22 protein-coding genes are annotated in these 20,649 nt (G+C 40.8%); 1 reads left to right on the top strand and 21 read right to left on the bottom strand.

The features are described from left to right. Positions 1–92 precede the first annotated feature (92 nt). The 19 genes from K1I97_RS07410 to eno form a co-directional block, all read right to left on the bottom strand. Positions 93–1,082, bottom strand: a complete 990-nt coding sequence (locus K1I97_RS07410; protein WP_223331949.1) for a lipoate--protein ligase — start codon at positions 1,080–1,082, stop codon at positions 93–95. A 58-nt stretch (positions 1,083–1,140) separates the two neighbouring features. Then, entirely contained in the window at positions 1,141–2,844 is a 1,704-nt protein-coding gene (lpdA, locus tag K1I97_RS07405) for a dihydrolipoyl dehydrogenase (protein WP_263284073.1), read from the bottom strand. A gap of 44 nt (positions 2,845–2,888) precedes the next feature. After that, on the bottom strand, positions 2,889–3,932 hold the full coding sequence (locus K1I97_RS07400) for a dihydrolipoamide acetyltransferase (protein ID WP_223331950.1): 1,044 nt from the start codon (positions 3,930–3,932) through the stop codon (positions 2,889–2,891). A 335-nt stretch (positions 3,933–4,267) separates the two neighbouring features. Then, a complete protein-coding gene (locus K1I97_RS07395; RefSeq protein WP_223331951.1) occupies positions 4,268–5,260 on the bottom strand; it encodes an alpha-ketoacid dehydrogenase subunit beta in 993 nt (330 codons plus the stop codon). 16 nt (positions 5,261–5,276) lie between these two features. Further along, complete coding sequence (locus K1I97_RS07390) at positions 5,277–6,245, bottom strand: thiamine pyrophosphate-dependent dehydrogenase E1 component subunit alpha (RefSeq protein WP_000105349.1); 969 nt, start codon at positions 6,243–6,245, stop codon at positions 5,277–5,279. A 179-nt stretch (positions 6,246–6,424) separates the two neighbouring features. Further along, the gene (locus K1I97_RS07385) at positions 6,425–7,765 is read right to left on the bottom strand and encodes an MATE family efflux transporter (RefSeq protein ID WP_223331952.1); all 1,341 of its coding nucleotides are present in this window, start codon (positions 7,763–7,765) and stop codon (positions 6,425–6,427) included. A 41-nt stretch (positions 7,766–7,806) separates the two neighbouring features. Then, a complete protein-coding gene (locus K1I97_RS07380; RefSeq protein WP_223331953.1) occupies positions 7,807–9,075 on the bottom strand; it encodes a dihydroorotase in 1,269 nt (422 codons plus the stop codon). A 12-nt stretch (positions 9,076–9,087) separates the two neighbouring features. Continuing rightward, on the bottom strand, positions 9,088–9,552 hold the full coding sequence (locus K1I97_RS07375) for an NUDIX hydrolase (RefSeq protein WP_033629751.1): 465 nt from the start codon (positions 9,550–9,552) through the stop codon (positions 9,088–9,090). A gap of 9 nt (positions 9,553–9,561) precedes the next feature. Then, on the bottom strand, positions 9,562–10,215 hold the full coding sequence (locus K1I97_RS07370) for a uracil-DNA glycosylase (RefSeq protein WP_223331954.1): 654 nt from the start codon (positions 10,213–10,215) through the stop codon (positions 9,562–9,564). Positions 10,216–10,226: 11 nt separating this feature from the next. Further along, positions 10,227–10,982, bottom strand: a complete 756-nt coding sequence (locus K1I97_RS07365) for a DUF4336 domain-containing protein (RefSeq protein WP_044020767.1) — start codon at positions 10,980–10,982, stop codon at positions 10,227–10,229. A 122-nt stretch (positions 10,983–11,104) separates the two neighbouring features. Further along, positions 11,105–11,398, bottom strand: coding sequence for a hypothetical protein (locus K1I97_RS07360; protein WP_044020765.1), 294 nt, complete (start codon positions 11,396–11,398; stop codon positions 11,105–11,107). Positions 11,399–11,421: 23 nt separating this feature from the next. Further along, complete coding sequence (locus tag K1I97_RS07355) at positions 11,422–12,114, bottom strand: YjjG family noncanonical pyrimidine nucleotidase (RefSeq protein WP_223331955.1); 693 nt, start codon at positions 12,112–12,114, stop codon at positions 11,422–11,424. A 66-nt stretch (positions 12,115–12,180) separates the two neighbouring features. Further along, a complete protein-coding gene (locus tag K1I97_RS07350; protein WP_223331956.1) occupies positions 12,181–12,597 on the bottom strand; it encodes an Imm70 family immunity protein in 417 nt (138 codons plus the stop codon). 86 nt (positions 12,598–12,683) lie between these two features. Next, entirely contained in the window at positions 12,684–13,187 is a 504-nt protein-coding gene (locus K1I97_RS07345) for a hypothetical protein (RefSeq protein WP_223331957.1), read from the bottom strand. A 284-nt stretch (positions 13,188–13,471) separates the two neighbouring features. Further along, positions 13,472–14,014, bottom strand: a complete 543-nt coding sequence (locus tag K1I97_RS07340; RefSeq protein ID WP_223331958.1) for a ClbS/DfsB family four-helix bundle protein — start codon at positions 14,012–14,014, stop codon at positions 13,472–13,474. Positions 14,015–14,145: 131 nt separating this feature from the next. After that, positions 14,146–15,060 (bottom strand): peptidase, encoded by a 915-nt coding sequence (locus K1I97_RS07335; RefSeq protein ID WP_223331959.1) that lies wholly within the window; start codon positions 15,058–15,060, stop codon positions 14,146–14,148. 184 nt (positions 15,061–15,244) lie between these two features. Then, positions 15,245–16,081, bottom strand: coding sequence for an AraC family transcriptional regulator (locus K1I97_RS07330; RefSeq protein ID WP_223331960.1), 837 nt, complete (start codon positions 16,079–16,081; stop codon positions 15,245–15,247). 202 nt (positions 16,082–16,283) lie between these two features. Beyond that, positions 16,284–16,778 (bottom strand): YkgJ family cysteine cluster protein, encoded by a 495-nt coding sequence (locus K1I97_RS07325; protein WP_223331961.1) that lies wholly within the window; start codon positions 16,776–16,778, stop codon positions 16,284–16,286. 175 nt (positions 16,779–16,953) lie between these two features. Beyond that, positions 16,954–18,258, bottom strand: coding sequence for a surface-displayed alpha-enolase (eno, locus tag K1I97_RS07320; protein WP_000022821.1), 1,305 nt, complete (start codon positions 18,256–18,258; stop codon positions 16,954–16,956). A 162-nt stretch (positions 18,259–18,420) separates the two neighbouring features. Here eno and K1I97_RS07315 point away from each other — a divergent pair, with 162 nt between their 5' ends. Further along, positions 18,421–18,867: a DUF1694 domain-containing protein gene (locus K1I97_RS07315; RefSeq protein ID WP_125441000.1), complete on the top strand. Its 447-nt coding sequence runs from the start codon at positions 18,421–18,423 to the stop codon at positions 18,865–18,867. Here the strand turns inward: K1I97_RS07315 and K1I97_RS07310 are convergent. Together K1I97_RS07310 and serB are read right to left on the bottom strand one after the other, a co-directional pair. After that, positions 18,864–19,979 (bottom strand): glycerate kinase, encoded by a 1,116-nt coding sequence (locus K1I97_RS07310; RefSeq protein WP_223331962.1) that lies wholly within the window; start codon positions 19,977–19,979, stop codon positions 18,864–18,866. The two genes, K1I97_RS07315 and K1I97_RS07310, sit on opposite strands and share 4 nt — an antisense overlap. 9 nt (positions 19,980–19,988) lie before the next feature. Further along, the gene (gene serB / locus K1I97_RS07305) at positions 19,989–20,633 is read right to left on the bottom strand and encodes a phosphoserine phosphatase SerB (RefSeq protein WP_223331963.1); all 645 of its coding nucleotides are present in this window, start codon (positions 20,631–20,633) and stop codon (positions 19,989–19,991) included. Between the last annotated feature and the right edge of the window lie 16 nt (positions 20,634–20,649).

Genomic DNA, 20,649 nt, shown 5'->3' with positions numbered 1-20,649 from the left:
TAAAAGGACTTAGTCCTGTGCAGTACAGAACTAAATCCTTTCAATAATTATTTGTCCAACTTTTTGGGGTCAGTACAAAATGGATTCTTTTATTATCCTACTACTGCTTCAGCGATTTCTTCGCGGCTAATGCCAGCAAAGTAGCGTGTGATGTCAATAGTTTCTAGTGCCTTAAGAACATCTTCGCGTTCATATTTTACGCCACGAAGGACATCTTCTACAGCTGCAACGTCCTCGATACCAAAGAAATCACCGTAAATCTTGATATCTTGGATTTTTGATTCAATGACGTTGGCAAAAACTTCAACCTTACCACTAGTGAATTTTGTTCCACGACGGACGTTAAATTCAGGTGATTTACCGTAGTTCCAGTCCCAAGTATCGAACTTGGTCTCCTTGATGCGGTTGATTTCCGCCAATTCTTGCTCAGAAAAAACGTATTCAGTCATCTCTGGGTACTCTTTTTTCATGTATTCCAATAGCAAATCACGGAATTCTTCAACTGTGATTTTTTCTGGTAATTCATTGACAATATTGGTTACACGGGCACGGACGGATTTCACACCTTTTGACTCAAATTTGTCCTTTGAAACCTTGAGAGCATTTGCTAGGACTGACAAATCAACGTCAAAGAGCAAGCAACCGTGGTGCATGATACGGCCATTGATATAGGCTTGGGCATTTCCACAGAATTTCTTGCCATCAATCTCTAGGTCATTACGCCCTGTAAATTCAGCTTTAACACCAAGTTGAGCCAAGGTATTGATAACTGGAGTTGAGAAGCTCTTGAAGTCAAAGGCCTTGTTTTCATCTTCTTTTGAAATGATGGTGTAGTTGAGGTTGTTTAAATCGTGATAAACAGCTCCACCACCACTGATACGGCGGACTACCTCTATGCCATTTTCACGGACATAATCACGATTGATTTCTTCGATAGTATTCTGGTGACGACCAACAATGATAGAAGGTTTATTAATCCAAAGTAGGAAGATTTGATTCTCATCCAAAAGGTGTTTAAAGGCATATTCTTCCAGGGCGATATTAAAAGCAGTGTCGTTTGAATGATTGATAATGTATTTCATGATATCCCTTTATACGATAGAGACTGGAAATAATCTTCCAGTCTAGTCTATCTTCGTTTTATTTTTTCTTAGGTGAATGGATGGCCATTCCTAGAACATCCGCAAATGCTTCGTACATCACTTCAGAGTAGGTTGGGTGTCCGTGGATAGTCTTCAGCATTTCTTCAACAGTGATTTCCATTTCAATAATACTTGACGCTTCGTTGATCAATTCTGCGGCTGCAGGACCGATGATGTGAACACCAAGGATTTCTCCGTATTTCTTATCAGCGATGACTTTTACGAAACCTTGAGCAGCATCAGAAGCGATTGCACGACCGTTGGCTGCAAAGTTGAATTTACCGATGGCCACATCGTATTTCTCACGAGCTTGTTCTTCAGTTAGACCTACTGCTGCTACTTCAGGAAGAGTGTAGATAGCTGCAGGAGTCAAGTTCAATTTGGCAATAGCATGATTTCCTTTAAGGGCATTTTCAGCGGCAACTTCCCCCATACGGAAGGCTGCGTGAGCCAACATCTTAGTACCGTTGATGTCACCTGGTGCGTAAATGCCTGGAACAGAAGTTTCCATGTATTCATTGACCTTGATACGTCCACGATCCAATTCAAACTCAACATCGCCAATACCTTCAAGGTCTGGCACACGACCGATTGAAAGAAGAGCTTTGCTTGCGATGACATCGTCTTTTCCTTCAACCTTGATACGAAGTTGACCATTTTCCTCGATGATTTCTTGCAATTTTGTACCTGTTAAGATAGTCATACCTTTGCGTTCCAAAATCAAGCGAAGATTCTTAGAAACTTCCGCATCCATAGCTGGAACGATACGTTCCATCATTTCGATAACAGTTACTTTTGAACCAAATGTCATGAAGGCCTGACCGAGTTCGATACCGACAACACCACCACCGATGATAACAAGGCTTTCTGGAACTTCATTCATTTCAAGAATATCGTCACTTGTCATCACGAGTGATGATTCCATACCAGGAACGTTGATCTTGCTGACTTTTGAACCACCAGCAAGGATGATTTTCTTGGTTTCAAGCAATTCTGAGCCATTAACCAAGACATTCTTATCTTTAGTAATAGTACCAACACCCTTATGAACAGTAACACCGTAGCTACGAAGGAGACCAGCAACTCCACCTACCAAAGTATTGACAACTTTAGATTTAGTTTCTAAAAGTTTATCCATATCTACAGTGAAGTTTGGATTTTCAATGACGATACCACGATTCGCTGCATGACCGATGTTTTCGATGATTTCAGCGTTGTGAAGGTAGGTTTTGGTTGGGATACAGCCACGGTTCAAGCAGGTTCCACCGAGTTCAGATTTCTCAACAAGGGCAACCTTCCCACCGAGTTGGGCAGCTTTAATGGCTGCTACATATCCAGCAGGACCTCCACCAATCACAACTATATCAAAGGCATCATCGCTCTTGCCGTCATCGTTTGAGGCACTAACTGCAGGCGCTGGGCTAGCTTCTGGAGCAGCCGCTCCAGCTGTTGGGATGTTTTCACCTTCTTCCCCTAGGTAACCGATAACTTCCGTTACAGGGACAGTTTCACCATCTCCTTTGAGGATGGCAATCAAATATCCATCTTCTTCGGCTTCCAATTCCATGCTGACTTTATCAGTCATGATTTCCAAAAGGATTTCTCCTTCTTTTACAAATTCTCCGACTTTCTTATTCCATTGGACAATTTGTCCTTCTGTCATATCCACGCCGGCTTTTGGCATAATTACTTCTAAGGCCATGTCTTACTTCCTTTATCTAAAACTCTAAAATAACAATAGCTGACTTAAACCAACATTGAGATCGGATTCTCAATCAGGGCTTTCAAATCTTTCATAAACTTAGCACCAGCCATACCATCTACGACACGGTGGTCAATGGTTAATCCTAGACTCATGATTGGTCGGATAACAATCTCACCATTGACGACTACAGGTTTCTCTACTGTTGAGCTCACCCCGAGGATAGCTGAGTTTGGTTGGTTAATAATCGGACCAAAGGACTGAACACCAAACATTCCCAAGTTACTAATTGTGAAGGTTGAATTTTGCAATTCGCTTGGAGCCAATTTACCATCCAAGGTCCGACCAATGACGTCTTTGAAGGCTACGACCAGCTCTGACAAGCTTAATTTTTCAGCATTGTAAACAACAGGTGTCATCAATCCATTATCCATCCCAACTGCCATGGCAAGGTTGACATAATTATGAGTAATAATAGTCTTGCCATCTTCGGTCAATGAAGCGTTAATGTAAGGGTGTTTCATAAGTGTCTTAACAACTGCAAGTGAAAGAAGGTCTGTTACAGTAGTCTTCTTCCCAGTTGCTTCCATGATTGGCTCAAGAACCTTCTTACGAAGAGCCAACATTTCAGTCATATCAACTTCATAGTTGAGAGTGAAGGTTGGCGCAGTTAGGTAAGACTCGACCATACGTTGGGCAATAACCTTACGCATTGGTGTCATCGGGATACGCTCAATTTCACCATAAGGAGTGATAGTATCAGGAACCTCTTCCACTTTTTCGATTTGAGCAGGAGACTTGATGGTGTCGTTTTCGATATTTTCAGGAAGCAAGGCCAAAACGTCCTTCTTCATGATCTTACCACGGTGACCCGTTCCTTGGATTTCCTGCCAAGCAATGTTATGTTCGAGGGCAATTCGTTTTGCAAGTGGCGAAATGCGAACCACATTTGTGTCTTTATAAGTTTCCACGTCTTCTTTGTGGACACGACCGTTTGCACCTGAGCCAGAAACGTCGTAGAGGTTGATCCCTAAATCATCCGCTAACTTTCTAGCCGCAGGAGTCGCTCTTAGCTTGTCATCAGCCATGACCTCTCCAATTCTAATTATGATACTAAGGGCGTAAAAAGCGACTGAAAAATAGGAAATCGACGCTGGCTTCGATGAAGCCAAGGAGATTTATCTTTTTTCCGAGCTTTTAGCCCGTGTGCAACTCTACAAGTAACTTGGATACAAAACACGTCTCAAGTTACTACGGTTGCCGCTATTAGGCGGTCAACCTAGTAGACTTACTAAATTTTTTGTTGAATATTATCGATTCGTCAAAAAACTGTCGCAACTTTATATACAACTTGGATACAAAACATAACTCAAGTTACTAAAGTTAAAATCTCTAAAATTTACGTAATTTAATTTATGTAATATTATTCTTTGTTGTAAGTTTTTCGGATTGCATCTTTGATGCTTTCAACGGTTGGAATCATTGCATTTTCTAGATTTTGTGCGTAAGGCATTGGCACATCTTCTCCTGCACAACGGCGGATTGGTGCATCTAGATAGTCAAATGCTTCTGACTCTGAAATAATTGCTGAAATCTCCCCGATATAGCCACTTGTTTTGTGGGCGTCGTTGACAAGCACCACCTTACCAGTCTTCTTCACTGAGTTAATGATGATATCCTTATCAAGTGGAACGAGGGTACGTGGGTCGACAATTTCAACTGAAATTCCTTCTTCAGCTAATTCTTCAGCTGCTTGAAGCACACGGCGAAGCATTTTACCATAAGTAACGACTGTTACATCTGTACCTTCACGTTTGATTTCCCCGACCCCAAGTGGGATTGTGTAGTCTGGATCAACTGGCACTTCCCCTTTTTGGTTAAATTCTGACTTGTATTCAAGGATGATAACAGGGTTGTTATCACGGATAGAAGACTTGAGCAGTCCTTTCATATCCGCAGGTGTACTTGGAGCTACAACCTTGAGACCAGGGATGTGTGTAAACCAAGACTCTAGAGATTGCGAGTGCTGGGCCGCAGAACCAACTCCGTTACCAGCTGCACAACGTACAGTCATTGGAACCTGACCTTTACCACCAAACATATAACGTGTTTTAGCAGCTTGGTTGACGATATTATCCATGGCAATAACCGAGAAGTCCATGAAGGTCATATCGACAATTGGACGAAGTCCTGTCATGGCTGCTCCTGCTGCTGCTCCCGAGATGGCAGCTTCAGAAATCGGACAGTCACGGACACGTTCTGGACCAAATTCTTCGAGCATTCCAACAGAAGTTCCGAAGTCTCCTCCAAAGACACCGACGTCTTCTCCCATCAAGAACACATTTTCATCGCGACGCATTTCCTCAGACATAGCAAGGATAATGGTGTCACGGAACGACATTGTTTTTGTTTCCATTTTTATCTCTTTCTCCTTAGTCTGCGTAAATATCTTCAAATGCTGATTCTAGTGGTGGGAATGGGCTTTCTTCCGCAAATTTAACAGAAGCTTCTACTGCTTCCTTGACTTGTGCTTGAATTTCTTCCAATTCTTCTGCACTTGCAATATTGTTTTCAATGAGGTATTTGCGAAGATTTTCGATTGGGTCTTTTTGTTTCCACAATTCCACTTCTTCACGCGTACGATATTTACCAGGGTCAGATGATGAGTGACCAAGCCAGCGATAGGTTACACTTTCAATCAAGACAGGACCATTACCACCACGAACATGGTCTACGGCTTTCTTAAATCCTTCATAGACATCGATGACATTGTTTCCATCTTCGATAAACATTCCAGGAATTCCATATGCCGCACTACGTTGATGAATATGCTCTACATTGGTCATTTTCTTGATATCCGCAGAGATTCCATAACCGTTGTTAATGCAGTAGAAAATAACAGGAAGTTTCCAAATAGAAGCCATGTTCACTGCTTCGTGGAAAACACCTTCGTTGGTCGCGCCATCTCCAAAGAAGCAGACAACGATTTTACCAGTATGTTGCATTTGCTGACTGAGGGCTGCACCGACAGCGATTCCCATACCACCACCTACGATACCATTGGCACCAAGGTTACCAGCATCCAGGTCAGCGATATGCATAGAACCACCTTTTCCTTTACAGGTTCCAGTGTATTTCCCGAGGATTTCAGCCATCATTCCATTGAGGTCAATCCCTTTGGCAATAGCCTGTCCATGTCCACGGTGATTTGAGGTAATCAGATCATCTGGATTAAGAGCCAGCATTGCTCCGACGTTAGCAGCTTCCTCTCCGACAGAAAAGTGAGTCATACCGGGAACTTTCCCCTTTTTCACTAACTGAGCAATTTTTAAGTCCATGCGACGGATTTCTTCCATCTTACGGAACATCTCTAGCAAAAGATTCTTATCTAAAGTTGACATAATCTTGCCTTTCTAACTTTGTTCTTACCTTACTATTTTACCTTTTTTAGTATACACTGTCAAAGTATATGGCTAATAAAATTTCACAAGGTAAAAAAAATAAATCCCTGTTAAAACAGGGATTTTCTCAAGTTAGAATATTTTTTCACAAAGTGTTTTTTCAAGTAATTTTCCAAAAATTAGTTGATTTTTTTCATGATTGTTTGCAAACGCCATTGATACAAACAACCAGAAACGATTAAGCTAGCAATTAACCCAATCCAGTAGGCAAATGCCCCTAAGTCAGTTGCTTGATCTAGTAGGTATCCTAGAGGTATCGCTACTCCCCAATATCCGATTAGGCCAAGATAGAAAGGGACGATAGTGTCCTTGTAGCCTCTTAGAATCCCCTGAAGCGGAGCCGCAAAGGTATCAGCTAACTGGAAAAAGAGACTGTAGGTTAGAAATACAGCAGTTGTTTCAATGAACTGAGGGGCATTTCCATATAGACTTGCTACACGATCTCTAAAAATGTAGAGAAAGGATAGGGTAAAACCAGCAAAAATGAGGGCTGTTATTCTCCCCAGACGAGCATAGATTTTTGCATCCTCAAAACGTTTAGCCCCCACCTCGTAAGACACAACAATCGCCATAGCAGAGGAAATACTCATGGGAAAAGCGTACATGAGGCTCGAAAAGTTCATAGCTGACTGGTGACTGGCGATGATGAGTGATGAAAACTTAGCCATGATTAGTCCCACCACGGAGAAAATAGCTACTTCAGCAAATACGGTTCCTCCGATTGGTAGACCTAATCGGAGACCTTCCTTGATTTTATCTATATTAAGTGGAATCGGTTTTTCAAGATGTAGCGCTTTTAATTTTTCTTGTTTGAACAAAACAAGCAGGGAAATCCCCAATAAAACCCAATAGGCTAGCGAAGTTCCTAGCCCTGCTCCTGCACCACCAAGCTCAGGAAAACCAAGGGCTCCATATATCAAGAGATAGTTAAAACCACTATTGAGTGGAAGTAACAAAAGCATGAGATACATAGATAGTTTTGTCAATCCAAGAGAATCCAACAATGACCGAATGACACTAAAGAGCAACAAGGGTATAATCCCGATAGAAAGGTACCAAAGATAACGAACTGAAACTACCGCCACTTGGGCTTCTAGTCCGATATGGTTTAAAACTGGAGGCGCTAGAAAAAGCACCATGCCAAGCAAAACCAAAGACAGCCCAAAAGCCAAATAAATAAATTGGTAAAAGTCAGATGCTACTTCTTCCTTTTTGCCTCTTCCTAGATGATGGCCGATGATGGGAACCATGGCCGAAACAATCCCTGTTAAAAAGGTGAAGAAAGGATTCCATAGACTCGTTGCAGTTGATACTCCTGCCAAGTCCATGGTATTGTACTGCCCAGTCATGGTTGTATCAACAAATGAGGCAGAATAATTGGCAAACTGATAAATCAGGATAGGGAAAAATATCTTAAGAAATAAAATAAACTTATCTTTAAATTGATGGGTTGGGTACATATACGCTCTCTATTCTTATCATTTTCAGAGCAGAGTCCCATCTAGTTTTGATAGACGATTTGTCCCTTGCAGATGGTATATTTAACCTGCCCTTTTAAAGTTTCCCCGATAAATGGTGAATTAGCTGCTTTTGAAGCAAAGTGTGAGTCCACAAGGCGATCAGCCTTGGCATCAAAGATAGTGATGTCCGCTGGACCATTTTCAGCTAAGTAACCTGCTTCAAAGTTGTAAAGTTTGGCTGGATTGACAGTCATTTTTTCTAGCAATTCCATCAAGCTCAACTCACCAGCTTCCACCAAATAAGTCAAACCAAGAGAAAGAGAGGTTTCCAAACCTGTCATACCAGATGGTGCTTTGGTGATATCTTCAACATTTTTCTCATCTGCATGGTGAGGCGCGTGGTCCGTTGCGATAACTGTGATAACACCTGACTTGAGACCTTCGATAACGGCACGACGGTCTGACTCCAAACGAAGTGGAGGATTCATTTTGGCATTGCTTCCTTGAGTTAAAAGAAGAGCTTCTGTCTTAGAGAAATGCTGTGGCGCTACTTCTGCTGTGACCTGCGCACCTAGTCCTTGAGCAAACTCTACAACCTTGACACTTTCTTCCTTAGACAAATGCTGGATGTGAACATGGGCCTTGGTTGCATAGGCAATCATAACATCACGCGCAATCATAGCGTACTCAGCCACCCCAGTCGCTCCACAGATATGAAAATGTTCCTTAGCGATGTTTTCGTTAAATCCAAGAATCCCATTCAAACCTGGATCTTCCTCATGAAGGCTGATAAAGGTATTGAGTTTTTTGGATTCCTCCATGGCTTCCTTAACCACTTTGCTACTTTCAAGTGGAATACCGTCATCAGAAAAACCAACTGCACCTGCTTCTAAGAGTGCCTTAAAGTCTGTCAAGTCTTGGCCATTAAAGTTCTTGGTAATAGTCGCAACCGTTTTGACGTTAATTTTTTCCTTGGCAGCTGACTGGAGAACTTCTTGCAAAGTTTCTACGTCCGAAATGGTTGGACTAGTATTAGCCATCATGACAACCGTTGTAAAACCACCTGCAGCAGCCGCTAGTGCCCCAGTATGGATGTCCTCCTTGTGGGTCTGACCAGGTTCACGGAAATGAACATGAATATCAACTAGTCCAGGCGCAACTACAAGACCAGTAGCATCAAGCACCTCTGCTCCTTCTTCCTTGATTTCAGGGGCAATTTTGACAATTTTCCCATCTTGGACTAAAATATCACACACTTGATCCAAACCAGACTTAGGATCCATTACACGACCGTTTTTGATTAGTAGCATCTGCTTTCTCCTTTATTCATAGAAATCAACTTGGGTATCCAACAATTTATCCCCATCATAAACAAACTTAGCTGAAAAGAAGGGTCTATCTTCTAAAAGCCATTCAACAAAGGTGTGGTCACCTTCCCAAGTTGGCTTGCTGAGAACTTCATCATAGGGAACCCATTCTAAGGTTCCCTCATTGCAGTCAATCAAGTCACCCTCAAACTCCGTCACCTTAAAAACATAGGTGTACCAGTCTAAATCTGGCGTGAATTCTGGAAAAGTAATAACACCTTTTAGAACCGGCTTGGCTTTGAGCCCTGTTTCTTCGAGGATTTCACGCGCTGCGCATTCCTGAGGTGTCTCTCCTCGCTCTAGCTTACCACCCACACCAATCCATTTGCCTTCATGGACATCATTAGGCTTCTTATTACGATGGAGCATGAGCAGTTCTTTTCCGTTATCAATGTAGCAAATCGTCGCTAACTGAGGCATATTTTCTCCTTATCTAAGCCAATCGATCGGCACTTGTCCTGTCTCTTTTAAGAATGCATTAGCCTTGGAAAAAGGCTTGGAACCCCAAAATCCTCTATAAACCGATAAAGGACTAGGATGGGCTGATTCGATAATCAAGTGGTGAGGATTCGTAACCAAGGCCTTCTTCTTGCGTGCATAAGCACCCCAGAGTACAAAGACTACAGGTCTGTCTAGATTATTGACAACCCGAATCACAGCATCTGTAAATGGCTCCCATATCTGCCCAGCATGACCATTGGCTTGACCAGCAGGAACCGTCAAGCAAGCATTGAGAAGTAAGACTCCTTGCTCAGTCCAAGACGTTAAATCATGGGACTTCTTAGCTCCGATGTCATCTGACAATTCTTTCAAGATATTTTGCAAGGATGGCGGGGCTGGGATAGAGTCAGGTACAGAAAAACTTAAGCCCTGCGCCTGACCTGGCCCGTGATAGGGGTCTTGCCCTAGAATCACCACCTTCACTTCTTCAAGTGGTGTAGTCAAGAGAGCCTGAAAAACTTTTTCCTTAGGTGGATAAACAGTTCCCTGAGCATAGACCTGTTCCATAAATTGATTGATTTTCCCAAAATAACCTTCAGGTAATTGCTCCTTAATCAAAGCATGCCAAGACGAATGTTGCATCTTTCTCTCCTTTATCGTATCCATCTAAAAGCACGTCTTAATTCATCCGTACCATTTTTAAAAAAGCATAAACCATGTGCAAGAATGATCTTATCCGGTTTCCAGTTTAACATACGGGAAAAGGAAACCTTTGCCTCTATTTGTCTTCTAAAAAAAGTCATCCTATAATCGATAGGAGTTTGCCCATCAGGGGCTGTTACACGGGCTAAACGATAAATTTTTCTTCGGATTGGACTAGCTATCTTTTCTGGTTCAAAATTCTCTATAAGGTCCGTTACAATGAGTGTTTTAGTCGATTTATGAAAAAACACGACCTCTTCGATGACAGAACTTCCCTTAAAAATAAGTTGATCAATCTCATCAGACCATAAGTCAGGTGCCTTATCAGTTAAAGGAGCATCAAATTCCACCATGACATTCTGACTTTTTGCTCTCTCTTCAACTCCTGGACTAGACCATGCTTGTGCATAAGGATATCTTTTTTTCCAATCTGCAATATAGGCGTAGTGAATCTTATTGGGTGAAATTAGGTAAGCGACTTTGCCCAAAGCGTCCAGTTCAGTAAAGAGCTCCTCATTTGGCGCAATAGGAGAATGAATCCAGAGTTTTCCATCGTTTAACTTTATCACTGTCATACGTGTCTGAAAAGGAAGTTTGAAGACCTTCAAGTCCATTTGTATCAAGTCACCATCTGCTATCCAGATATTTTGATCAACTTCCTTTAGTGTATACAATGGTTCATAAAGAGAAAGTTCTGGTCTTGACATCGTTTACCATTCCTTTATTTTTACTGCCTCTATTATAGCAAAAAGTGGCTATCTAAACCACTTTTTACAGTTCTTATATATACTGTTATTGACCCTGTTATTTGACATTAGTATTCACAGTATCAATCAGCCATTAAAAACTTTTCGATTGTATCAATAGCATAGGAAAGTTGATTATTTACAGACTTCATCCGTTCAAAATTAGCATCCATATAGTAGAGTTCAGATAAGCCACCCCTAGGAAGAAAGAGTGAATGGTGGATATTCATCTTCTCTCGAGTACTTAACTCTATATGATTGCTTATGATATACTTTAACTCTTTTAACGAATTTACTTGGGCAACCACACCTTTTAACTGATACTGCTCGATGAGATTTAGTAAGTTATCAATCTCTTCAATGACTTTAGTTTCCATATCAACACCTCTTAGGGAAATCACTACAAAGCATCTAAAAAATTCAGCAAGTCTTGGTAAGAATGAACTTCATAAGTTGGCTGGGCTTGTGTATGATTTTCGAGGTGATGAGGATTGTACCAGATAGTATCAATCCCTGCATTATTGCCTCCTTGAATATCAGCCGTTAAGGAATCTCCGATCATCAGCGTCTTTTCTTTACTAAATCCTACAATCTGCTGACCGATTTTTTCATAGAATAATGCATCAGGCTTTTGCGTTTGCAATTGCTCGGAGATAAAGACTTGGTTGAAATAGGGAGCCAGACCTGATTGAGCCAGACGACCCGTCTGAATGGCAGTAATGCCATTTGTCGCAGCGTACAGATCATAATCACGTTCGATGAGGCTGTCCAAGAGTTCATGAGCACCCGAAAGTGTTTGTCCCTGTTGGGCTAAGTAAAATTGGTAACGCTGGGCAAGCAACCTACCGTCTTTTTCCTGTCCAAAATGGGCAAATAGACGAGAAAAACGCGTGTTAACCAGTTCATGTTTACTGATTTTCTTTTGCTCCAAGTCCTTCCAGAGAGCCTTGTTCATAGGAACGTAATAGTCTTTATAGGCTTGGATATCCGCAACTCCTTCTTCCTTTAGAAGTTGTGTCAGAGCCACATTTTCAGCAGTATCAAAATCAAGAAGAGTATGGTCAAGATCGAAGAGTAGAAATTTGTAGGGCATTGAGTTTCCTTTCTGAAAATTCATTAAGAATATTATAGCATAAATGAATCTTTGATTTATTGAGTTTCAAATACTTTTTACACTCACATTTTGACCGTGCTCAAGTGCAAATCTAAAACTAGTCAGCAAAACTTCTATTAAATCTTTTCCGGAACTCGTTATGAAATAATGCGATAAATTTGTTATATGCTCTGCGATATTATTTCCCCAAGGAGGAGTGAGTGACAAATCTTCAAAATCCCATATAACATCCTGAGGGAGAAATTTTTTCAACTCCTCTTGGATAGATAACAACTCCTCTATTCCTCTTTCAACAGATTCAAAAGGAACATCTCCCCAGTAAAGCTTATTCATTATTACTGGGTATCTACTTCCCCACTCATTATTTTCTAAGCGAACATAAATAGTCGAAAAGAATGAATTAAAAAGACTCCCTTCTCCTATAGTCCACCAATTATAACCAACCATTAACCCTACAGACATAGATATTCTCCTACTCATTTTTAATATTATTTAACGTCAACTAAAGTTTTATATTGATAGTATCTAAAACATACATTCATTCTCCCTTACCCCAACTCCTTGGCTATTCTACTCTTTTCAAGTTTTCCCTTAGTAATTCGTTTCCATAAAACAAGTGGGTTCAGACTATAGGATAAACGTAGGAGGAAATAATTAACCCATTCGATAAGGGCAAAAAGCTGTATTAGTGTGGCTATAATAGCCACTCGAACACTCTGTGAGTACCAGACAATAAAAGGAAAGCCTGAAATAAGTAAAACAAGGTCTAGTATTCTGAGAACACCATATATTTTTGGAATATTTCCATTTCCGAACTGGGGATTTGACAGTCTTCTAATCAAAATTGCCCAATAGGTCGAGCCTTGAAGCAATATAAATGTCAGTAAAGACAAAGGATAGAGAATGGTAATTAGACTCCTCCAATCACCAAGTCGATTTTTCAAAAGAAAAAAACACAACCAAAAGGATAGGATGGCTGCAAGTTCTCCCAAACAGAGGGCCCCCAACTCTTTTCTAACTTTCTCTTTTTGTATGTTCATCATCTCACCCATCTATCTATCATCCTGTATCAGAAAAAAGCCATTCGATCCATTTTCTAGTCAACATTTCTCAGAATCAGGTCATTCTAACTATCGAACAGCCTAATTACTTTAATATAAATGCAATTCTAAGTTTAGAATTGCATTTATATATATGTTTTAGATCTATTCTAAGTCTATAATAGCCTTAAATTTTAATTTTTGAAGGATTCTAAAGCTAGAAGAGCTCAAAAATCACGAGAACTAAGCTATTCGAAGCTTAGAAGAAGCTTTTCCAACCTTCATAAACTCTTCAATTAACGTTTCTTACAATTTTTCTGATGAGCTTTGAGTTTTTTAATAGCCCAATCATAGTGACTGGAAGTGGCACTCACAAAGTAGGAGCCAAGACTTGTCCCACCTGTCCACTTATAGATACCTTTGGTAAAGAGTTGGTCATTGCTGAATCCTTCCATCAACTCTAAAACCTCTCCATGCGATTGCTCTAGTAGCCTAGTCGCTTCTTCTAAGGTCGTTTTCTGGTGCTTCTTCCAAATAGCGACATTCATTTCCCCATAAGTTTTCCAATTATAAGGTTCAGGGAGAAAAGGTCTTTCATGTCCCTTTTGATTGGAATGTACCCAGGTCAAAAGTAACTGATGCCATTCATAGAGATGGATCAGAACATCTCTTAGATTTTTATCTCTTTTCCAGTGAGCTTCTTTTTTCTTTTCATCTTTTGAAAAATCAAAAGGAGTCTGTAGTTCCTCTTCACTTAATTTAGATATAAAGTGATTGAGCTTTTCATAGTTTTCCTTAGAGGCTAGCACTAGCTCCTCTTTTGTTCTTGGTCTAGGCATAGGAGTTCTCCCTTCATTTTTAAGTAGAATAAGCTATTTTCTTACTTCATTATACCATAGCCATAATCAAAAAGCAGTTCTTCATTTTACGAAAAACTGCTTTTACTAACTATTTTTTATGCTTATAGTCACTACTTTACATATAAATCTCTAAAGCGACCATCCACCTCTGCTATCTGATAGAGCAAGTGGGATAGTTCTTGGTAATCTTCTTTTAAACATGAAAGGTGGGCTTGACCAAATAAAGAAGCCAACTCCTCTTTTAATCTTGCCCCTTCTGGATCATGAACTTTTAAGAACTTACTGAGATAGAGATTTCGAACTGCAGCAAGTTTAAAGCTGAAATACTGATGCAATTGTTTTTGCTCGGTATTTAAGCCGTTTTCAGCAACTGCTTTTGCATAGAATTCCAAAACACCGCTTTGACCATTCAGATATCGGGTCTTTATTATCTTTGCTGTTTCCTGATAGATTTCAGTCTGACTAGGACTCTTAACCCTCTTAAAATTTCCCCACATGGAGTAGGCTCCACGCTTATAGTCAATAGCCTCTGCCTTCCAGGCTTCTAGTATGTCATTAAAAGCAACCTTCATACAGGCAAAACCAGCTGGGTCATGCAAATAGAGGTGCTGATGATCAATGCCATACACGGTTACAAAATGATCCACACCATAAAGGATTGTGTGATTGGGATTGTAAGTCAGATGCCCCATATCAAGAGGTCCCAGTACGACAGGCCCATTGGACAGAAAGGTTTCCAACTTTCTTTTAATCTCTTCCAAATCTACTTCCACTCCATCTTTTAGATAGAAATCCTCATAGTCAAATCCAAGTATTTTTAAAGAATGAGAGATAGAAAGATCTGGCATTCCGTTATCAAAGAATACTAGAGGGTGCTGGTCATCTTCCTTTACGATACTAGCGCCATTGCCCATCACCATGATTGCCTCTAGAAAGTCTGCTTTAAAGTCATAGCCATAGCCATCCAGTGCCATTGCCAATGAATAGCTATAGCAAAGCGACACATCTCCAAAATACATCTGCATATTCTTGCCTCCTTATCTTCTATGGGACTATTATACCGAGAAAACTATTTACATTCCCCATAAAATCCAAACAAAAAATATGGTATGTTTAATTTACGGACATGAATGTCAACAATTAAAAACTCTGTAAAAGATATCTTCTACAGAGTTCGATTTGCATCTTTATAAAAAATCAGAAAATAATCTAGTTCTTAATCACTGGTATCCAGAGTTCCATTTGATAGTCAGGTGATGACATGTCTCCTTCGGAATAGACTTCAAAGTCTGGTGAACCTGAGTGGCGATAGCCTGTTTCAGGGAAAAAGACTTCTAAGACGTATTTCCAAGCATGGTGGATGCTAGCTGGTATAGCCCCCTTGACTGGTACGATGGCATATTCAGCTTCTGGAATTTCTTTGATGGACAGACCTAGTTCTTCTGCTTTAGTTTTATCCGTCACATCATAAGCAGCCATATAGTTAATGATTTCGCCTTCTTTGACATCCGAGCAGACGCCAAAGGATTGGCCACTGCCTAAACTTTCTAGGCTTTCCAAGCTGTGATGGGCATAGAGATGCTCCCAAGCAGACGGGCATTTGCTATTGTCAATAGCTTCCAATAGGACTCCTGCCACGGTAAATGCAGGTTTCTTTTGAATCTTGATATCCATGTTCTTTCCTCCTGTAATTTTTAAGGATAATTGAAGTCTAGGAAAGACCCGATAAGGTTTTCCATTTCGAACTTCTGAGGGGGTTGCACCATGGAATTTCTTGAAGGCTGTGCTGAAGGCGTCAGCAGACTCATAGCCGTATTTCATTGCTATGTCAATGACTTTCTCAGAGCCTTCCCGCAAGTCTGTCACAGCTTCTGATAGCCTGCGATTGCGCAAATATTCTGCCAAGGTCATATCAGCCATGATGGAAAAGATTCTGCTAAAAAGAGGATAAGAATAGCCCGATAACTGCTGAAATCTTTTCATATCCACTTCTCCAGTCAGTTGCTGCTCCAAATAATCCATGGTTTGATTGAATTGATGCATCATATTCTTCTTTTCTTACCTCCACAAGATACAAAGGTCGTTAAAAGCAAAGTGAAAATTGGAAAATTAACGCTGGTTCTTCTGATTCTAGGTAATTTTTTCTTTTTCGCATAGCTTTTAGGCCGTGTTCAATTCTATCTATATTCTAACAAATACAAGATACTTCCACCCTAGAATCTTTGTACAAGATTTAAAGGTGTAAATTCTATAACTTATCTTTTAATTTCTCAACAAAGAGATAGGCTGCAGGGCAGGTCAAGGTATTCTTAATCGTAAAATGGTTGATTTGGTGGATCTTTTTACGGTCTGTATGGGGGAATTCACGACAGGCCTTGGGACGAACGTCATAGATGGAGCAGAGATTATCTCCTCCTAGAAAGGGGCAAGGCATGGATTTGAAAACCTTGTCCCCATCTTCATCCACCTGTAAAAACTCTGCTTCAAAGGCTGGTAATTTCATCTTAAAGTACTTAGCGATACGGGTGATGTCTGCCTCTTTAAAGTCTGGTCCCAAAGTCTTGCAACAGTTGGCACAGGCAGTACAATCAATCTCTGCAAAGACTTCTTGGTGAATCTGCTGCGCAATCTTATCTAAATTTTTAGGAGGTTTTTTCTTTAGGTTAGCTAAAACTTTACGATGTTCCTTCTGCTTTTGCAAGGCTAGTTGGTGATAGTACTCAATATCAATTTCTTTAGACATAGTTTCTTTCTAATACAAGTGTTTTTGTCTATTATACCATAAACACTGCCCCCTTTTTGCCCCCTGAACAGAAAAAAGCCCTTCGGATAAAATCCGAGGGGCTTATAACGTTGTTAAATCAACGGCCGAACTTTTGAATTTCAAGGTTCGGGATAAAATAGTTCACTGAACTATTTTATTTTTTCAAGTTGTAGAATGATTTCAATCCACGGTATTCTGCTACTTCACCAAGTTGGTCTTCGATGCGAAGCAATTGGTTGTATTTAGCGATACGGTCTGTACGTGAAAGTGAACCAGTCTTGATTTGTCCTGCGTTTGTTGCAACTGCGATATCAGCGATTGTTGAATCTTCAGTTTCACCTGAACGGTGTGATACAACGGCAGTGTAACCAGCTTCTTTCGCCATTTCGATAGCGTCGAATGTTTCAGTAAGAGTACCGATTTGGTTAACTTTGATAAGGATTGAGTTAGCAGCACCTTCTGCAATACCTTTTTCAAGGTAAGAAGTGTTTGTTACGAAGAAGTCGTCACCAACCAATTGAACTTTACCACCAAGACGTTCAGTAAGAGCTTTCCAACCGTCCCAGTCGTTTTCGTCCATACCATCTTCGATAGTAATGATTGGGTATTTGTTTACCAATTCTTCAAGGTAGTCGATTTGTTCTGCAGCAGTACGTACAGCAGCGCCTTCACCTTCGAATTTAGTGTAGTCGTAAACTTTACGTTCTTTATCGTAGAATTCTGATGATGCACAGTCAAATCCGATAAATACGTCTTTACCAGGAACATATCCAGCAGCTTCGATCGCAGCAAGGATAGTTTCAACACCGTCTTCAGTTCCTTCGAAACGAGGAGCGAATCCACCTTCGTCACCTACGGCTGTTTCCAAACCACGAGATTTAAGGATTTTCTTAAGAGCGTGGAAGATTTCAGCACCCCAACGAAGAGCTTCTTTGAATGATGGTGCACCAGCAGGTACGATCATGAATTCTTGGAAAGCGATTGGAGCGTCTGAGTGAGAACCACCGTTGATGATGTTCATCATTGGAGTTGGAAGAACTTTAGTGTTGAATCCACCAAGGTAGCTGTAAAGTGGGATTTCAAGGTAGTCAGCAGCAGCACGAGCTACAGCGATAGACACACCAAGAATTGCGTTTGCACCCAATTTACCTTTGTTAGGAGTACCGTCAAGTGCGATCATAGCACGGTCAATAGCTTGTTGGTCACGTACATCGTAGCCGATGATAGCTTCAGCGATGATGTTGTTTACGTTGTCAACAGCTTTTTGTGTACCAAGACCACCGTAACGAGATTTGTCACCGTCGCGAAGTTCAACTGCTTCGTGTTCACCAGTAGAAGCTCCTGATGGAACCATACCACGTCCGAAAGCACCTGATTCAGTATAAACTTCTACTTCAAGTGTTGGGTTACCGCGTGAGTCTAGGACTTCGCGAGCGTAAACATCAGTAATAATTGACATTTTTTACTCTCCTTTGAGTTAAATTTTTTACACCTCTATGATACCTTAAAAATAAGCGTTTTTCAAGAAAAAACGTTATCTTTGTGCAAATTTTCCTTAACTTTATAAAGTAATCGCTTTCTTTTGTCTGTTTTCTTGCGATTTTTGTGATATACTGTTTTTATGACAGATTTATCAAAACAACTACTAGAAAAAGCTCATGGTGGGCCGAAATTAAACCCTGACGAACAACGCCGCTATCTCGGCACTTTCGAGGAAAGAGTTCTTGGCTACGCGGATGTCAGCACTGCCAATAGTCCTGAATTAGAACATGGATTTTTCTCTATTTTAGAGGGTTTTCAAGAAAAGGTAGAGGCACTTTTTGTGAAGATTTCACCAAATATCGAGTTTGACAAACAGGTCTTTTACTTAAAACAAGCAAAGGAAAGCAACTGTCAGGCGACTATTGTTTCAGATGATCATATCACCTCTCCTTTCGGTCTTGTCATTCATACAAATGAACCTGTTCAAGTAGACGAAAAGGACCTTAGACTTGCATTTTCAAGTCTTTGGGAGGAGAAAAAGGTAGAGGCCCCTAGAAAATCTATTTGGAAGAAATGGTTTGGTTAATCCTTCCTCAAATTTAACAAACGACCAATATTAGCAGCTGTGTGCTCCAAATAGAGGCTTGCATTTTTCAGACTATCTTCTAGTGGTTCACTTTTCTCTAAAATAGAAAAGGCAGCTTCTATATTTTCGAATGGTAGGGGAGGCAAATCGTCAGCAAGACTACCGCAAATAGCGATAACAGGAACTCCGTTAGGGGTTCTTTTTGCTACACCGATAGGAGCTTTTCCAACAAAGCTTTGACTGTCCAGTCTACCTTCTCCAACGATAACCAAGTCGGCCCCTGCAACTTTCTTCTCAAAGTCTATCAAATCCAAGCAAGTATCAATCCCAGATACGATACAGGCCTCAGCAAAGGCACATAGCCCAGCAGCAATGCCACCGCCGGCTCCTGCTCCTTTCAGAGATAGGGTTGATGGCGAAAGTTTTTCATAGAACCGCCGCATAGCCAAATCTACTGTCTCAAATAGAGCAGGATCCAGACCTTTTTGTCTGCCAAATGTATAGGTCGCTCCTTGGTTGCCACATAAAGGGCTCACGACATCTGCTAAAATGCGAATCTTCACATTTTCGGGAATCCTATACAACTCGCTGTCTGAAACTGACTCGAACTCAAGCAAAGTCTGACCGCAAGCTGGCAATTCCTTTCCATTCTTATCATAAAAACGATAACCCAGACCAGTAGCAATGCCTATTCCGCCATCATTACTAGCCGTACCACCTACACCGATATAGATTTCTTTCATCCCTTGATCAATGAGATGACGAATCAGCTCCCCGATACCTCGAGTTTGGATGTGAAGAGGGTTTCGTTTCTCCTGCGGAATCTTTCCAAGACCAACCAAGTCAGCAACTTCAAAGAGCGCTGTTTTTCCTTTCTGAAAGTAGCGCATTGCTTCATTTAGGCCAAAAGGTCCCGTCACCTCTTGCCATTTTTCTTCGAGGTCAAGAGAATGTCGAATAGCATCTACAGTTCCTTCCCCACCATCACCAACAGGGCATAACTGACATTCTACATCCGCTATTGACTGTTCGAAACCTCTTTTTATAGCTTGAGCGACCTCTTCTGCCGTCAAACTCTCTTTAAAAGAATCGGGTGCAATTACAATTTTCATAGTTCCCTCTCATTCTAAGAAATCAATCAAAGGCAGAACTTCTAAAAGATCCCTCGTATCTACATGACAAGCTATCTCAGCTTTTACGACTTCTTTGGCACAAAAGGCAATACCACGTCCTGCTGACTTTAACATCAAGAGGTCATTGGCACCATCACCGATGACAATCGTTCTTTCTTTGGGTAGTTTTAATTCTTTTCTCCATTTCTCAAGAGTAGCTTGTTTTTCTTGGGCTGTCACAATTTCACCAACTAATCTTCCTGTTAAAAAACCATCTTTGACTTCCAACTGGTTGGCAGAGAAATAGGAGATACTAAGGGATTTTGCTAATCTCTCAACTATTGGTGTAAAGCCACCAGACACTAGACCGACTAGAATGCCCTTCTTTTGAAGTATGGAGATAAATTCCTGAGCATTCTTGGACAGATGGATGGATTTGAAGACAATATCAAAGACTGAAATCGGAAGGCCTTTTAACAAAGTCACTCTCGCTCGTAAACTTGTTTCAAAGTCTAGTTCACCTCGCATTGCATGACTTGTAATCTGCGATATTTCTTCTTCACAACCTGCTTTTTTTCCTAAAAGGTCAATCACTTCTTCTGCTATCAAGGTGCCATCAACATCCATAACACACAGTCCCTTTACTTGAGTCATCACTTCTCCTCTTTTC

This window comes from Streptococcus oralis (genome assembly GCF_019929345.1).
In the GTDB taxonomy this organism is placed as follows: Bacteria; Bacillota; Bacilli; order Lactobacillales; family Streptococcaceae; genus Streptococcus.
Note: the sequence above shows the minus strand (reverse complement) of the source record. Positions and strands in the feature narration are given on the sequence as shown.